The sequence below is a fragment of the Ruania albidiflava DSM 18029 genome (genome assembly GCF_000421225.1).
Classification (GTDB): domain Bacteria; phylum Actinomycetota; class Actinomycetes; order Actinomycetales; family Beutenbergiaceae; genus Ruania; species Ruania albidiflava.
Genome location: NZ_ATWL01000044.1, coordinates 1 through 3673, shown reverse-complemented (window position 1 = coordinate 3673; position 3673 = coordinate 1). Strand labels below are relative to the sequence as shown.

At 64.9% G+C, this 3673-nt stretch carries 4 protein-coding genes; 2 read left to right on the top strand and 2 right to left on the bottom strand.

Annotation, left to right across the window (positions count from 1 at the left end; genetic code table 11):
• Positions 1-136: 136 nt before the first annotated feature.
• Positions 137-814, bottom strand: coding sequence for a response regulator (locus K338_RS0119350; RefSeq protein ID WP_022919786.1), 678 nt, complete (start codon positions 812-814; stop codon positions 137-139).
• Positions 811-2232, bottom strand: a complete 1422-nt coding sequence (locus K338_RS0119345; protein ID WP_084481513.1) for a sensor histidine kinase — start codon at positions 2230-2232, stop codon at positions 811-813. The genes K338_RS0119350 and K338_RS0119345 overlap by 4 nt, the downstream gene beginning before the upstream one ends.
• Before the next feature lie 108 nt (positions 2233-2340).
• On the opposite strand from K338_RS0119345, the gene K338_RS0119340 reads away from it, so the two are divergent.
• Positions 2341-2949 (top strand): DedA family protein, encoded by a 609-nt coding sequence (locus tag K338_RS0119340; RefSeq protein WP_022919784.1) that lies wholly within the window; start codon positions 2341-2343, stop codon positions 2947-2949.
• Entirely contained in the window at positions 2946-3527 is a 582-nt protein-coding gene (locus K338_RS0119335) for a CDP-alcohol phosphatidyltransferase family protein (RefSeq protein WP_022919783.1), read from the top strand. The genes K338_RS0119340 and K338_RS0119335 overlap by 4 nt, the downstream gene beginning before the upstream one ends.
• Positions 3528-3673 lie beyond the last annotated feature (146 nt).

The window sequence follows — 3673 nt, the reverse complement described above, 5'->3', positions numbered from 1 at the left end:
CTCTGGGGTTCCGGAACCTGACCAACTACATCACCCGCGCCCTGCTGGACACTGGAGGATTCAGGCCCTTGCTACACCCTCATCTGCGATGAGCCGTTAATCAGACAGTCCCCCACGTAGTGCCTCGTCAGTGGTGTCATGTGATGAGTCCGTGTCGGTAAGCGGTGATGGCGGCGTGGACACGGTTATCGATGCCAAGGGTGTTGAAGAGTTGGGAGATGTACTGTTTGACGGTGCCTTCGGATAGGTGCATGGCTTTGCCGATCTGGGCGTTGGAGAGCCCCTGGGCGATGTGGGTGAGGAGCTCGATCTGGCGCTCGGTGAGCAGGGTGGTGAGTTCGTCTCGCGCGGTTCGGGTGCGGTGACCTGCTCGTTGCTCGGCGGCGAGCCAGCGGGCGACTCGGGGGGAGAACGCACCGCCGCCGTGTGCGAGGGCTCTGACGCCGGCAATGAGCTGCTGGGGTTCGTCGGATTTGAGAAGGAACCCGAGGGCGCCGGCGTTGATCGCATCGGCGATGAGATGATCGTCGGAAAAGGTTGTGAGCATGGCGATCGGAAGCTCGGGCTGTCGGTGCCGGATCTCGCGGAGGGCCCCGATGCCGTCGAGTCGTGGCATCTGGATATCCAGCAGTGCGACGTCGACGCGGTGTGTTGCCGCGGCGTTGACGGCCTCGTGGCCGTTGCTGGCGAAGGCGATGATGTCGAGGTCAGTGGCGGAGGCGAGGATCGCGGCAATGCCGGTGCGGACGAGGTGGTCGTCATCCGCGATCAGGACGCGGATCTGCGGGGTGTCGGTGTGATCGCCCGGGGTCATGGCGCGGGAACCGTTCCGATCCTGCTGACCTGGTCGGAGGCGAAGCAGACGACGTGGACGTCGACTCGTTCGAAGAAGCTGATTCCCGCCTCGTAATAGTGGCAGGCCTCGTCGGGGAGAGGTGGGAACTCATCACGCGGGGGATCGAGCATCTCGAGGGCAGGGAGGGATCGCTCGACCGTCTCCTGGGTATCCCCGACGGAGATGTCTGCGAGCTGTGCCGTGGTCATCACCGATAGCGTGTTGGCGAGCACGAAGTAAGCGACCACGATGAACACGATTGCGCCGAGGATGGCTGTGGGCACGGCGATGGCTGCTCGGGTAGCGCGGGATCGAAGGGTCGCGGCATCGACCTTGGCGGCGACGATGTCGTTATCGGATGGTGCGCCGTCCGCGGATGGGCGAGCGTGCGCGGGAAGGGTGAGGTTCAGGGCGAACTCGGTCGGCGTCTGACGGACGGAAAGGGCGCCACCCAGCATCGCCGCGCGGTGCCGCAGGCCGTGCAGCCCGAATCCAGAATCGTGCGGATGGGCGTAGGACGCTCCCTCGTTGAGAGGATTACGGACAACCGCAGTGACAGTATCGCCCTCGATCTCGACGCGTACGGTGACCGGTTGCCCCGGGGCGTGTTTGGACGCGTTGGTGAGTCCTTCCTGAACCACCCGGGCGACGGCGTTGAGCGCTGCGTCGCTGAGCCGTTCGGTCAGATTTGCGGCGATGTGCGTGTCCACGTCCATGTCGGCCTGACGAGCACCGGTCACTGCTTCATCGAGGCTCGGAAGCCTCCACCCGGCCGTCGGGTCTTCAGACTGGCGCAGCAGCCGAACGGCGAGACCGAGCTGATCCGCCGCGTCCGCTGCGATCGTGCGGATACCGGAGACCTCTGCTCGGTCGGTATCCGAGAGTGTCGGCGTGAGGGAGAGCTGTCCAAGCCGGACGGCGATGAGCGTCAAAGAGTGGCCGAGGCCGTCGTGCATCTCCGCGGCAAGGGTCATCCGCTCACGTTGCAGGACCTCACGGGTCTGGCTCGCCCGTCGCCTGGATTCGATCGCGGCCAGTTGCCAGCCCCGCCGGTGAAACTCTCGCCGCTGCGACACCGCGCGCCGCGTGGTCAGCGGCGCGGCAAGCACCAGGGCGGTCAACAGACCATATACGAGGCCATCGACAATCTCCTCGACATTCAACTCGGGGAGTCTGGCGACGGTAGCCCCGAGCACGGAACCGGCAAGGACCACGCGAACCCGCACAGCCGGGGTTGCGAACACGAGGACGATCGCAGCAGCCGCAACAAGGCTCAGCACCAGTACGGCAAGTTCGGACAACCAGCACGTGGACGTGCCGACGCCGACCGCGACGACGCACCCCACTATGTTCTGCCGACGGCGCAGTGTCTCGGGATCATCGGAACTACCACTCATACTCCCAATCTATCCGCGCGGTTCCGACCGGAGAACTCACGATCGTTAGGTCATGAATAGGCATTCGGCAATATCGGCACGTTCACCCGCGGATCTACCGTCACATGCATGGTCGAACTTCTCCGCACACTCCTTGCACAGGCAGGCGAGCACATCACCCTCGTGCTCGCCTGCATGCTCCTGTTCGCGGCCCTCGACGCGGCCCTCGGGATCGGCGCCGTCCTCCCCGGGGAAACGGGCATCGTCTTGGCCGCGATCACGCTTTCAGACCGCGGCGAACTGCTCGCCGCCGGGGTACTCGTCGCCGCACTGGGCGCATTTCTCGGAGACCATGTGGGGTTCGCGGTCGGACGTGGTCTTGGAGCCCGCCTCGGCGACACCAGGCTGATCAAGCGGTTGGGCCGGGACCGCTGGGAGATGGCACGATATTATGTTGCCGGCCGATTCTGGGTCGTGATCATCGCCCGCCTGCTTCCGGGTATCCGCACCCTCGTCGCCGCTGCAGCCGGCGCCTCAGCGGTGCCGTACTCGCGATTCGCAACCGCTTGTGGTCTCGCGGCACTGCTCTGGGCCGGGCTTTGGGTCGTCGGTGGTGCGCTTATCGGGAACGCACTGTTCGACATCGTGGAGCGCTACACCCTGCCCGCGTTCGTCGTCGTGGCCGCAGCACTCGCCGTTTGGATCCTCGCACGCCACAAGCGGGGGGTGCGCGCATGAACCGCACGTCATCGGCACGCCCGCGCCGCGACTGGGCAACTCTGCCAAATCTCATCACCCTGCTGCGGCTCGGGCTCGTAGTTCCGATCGTCATCCTCATCCTCAACCGTGACCATCCCGGCCTCACCGTCGTACTCCTGGCGATCTTCGGCGCAAGCGACTGGATCGACGGCTATCTCGCCCGCGCCCTGAACCAGGTCAGCACCACGGGAGCGGTTCTCGATCCGATCACAGACCGCGTCAGCGTTGCGACCATCGCACTCGCCCTTGTCTTAGCAGGTCATCTCTCCTTCGGAGTGGTTCTCACCATCGCAGCCGTCGACGCTGCACTCGTCATCACCTACCTGGTGACCCGTCCCTCACAAGCGCCGAAGGTCTCCCGAGTCGGGAAGATGCGCACTGCCGCGCTCATGTCAGGGCTCGCGCTCATCGGACTCAGCCTGCTCCCCGCACTCCACCCGGTCGGAGCCGCAGGCAGAGTGCTTTGCATCGCTGGAGCGGTTCTCCACGCCGTCGCAGGGTTCGGGTACTTCCGAGCTCTCCTTCGTGACAACCGCAAAGATCTGTCTGATATGTGAGCCCAGGCTGTTCGACTATCTTCTCCGGCGTCCACGCAGAGACCCGGGGGTCTAGGTGTACCCGGCCAGGAGGTTGGTTACAGGCGGCTGGTGGGAGGTAGTCCACCGAGTGCGCTGTGGCCACGGACAGTGTTGTAAGTTTCCAG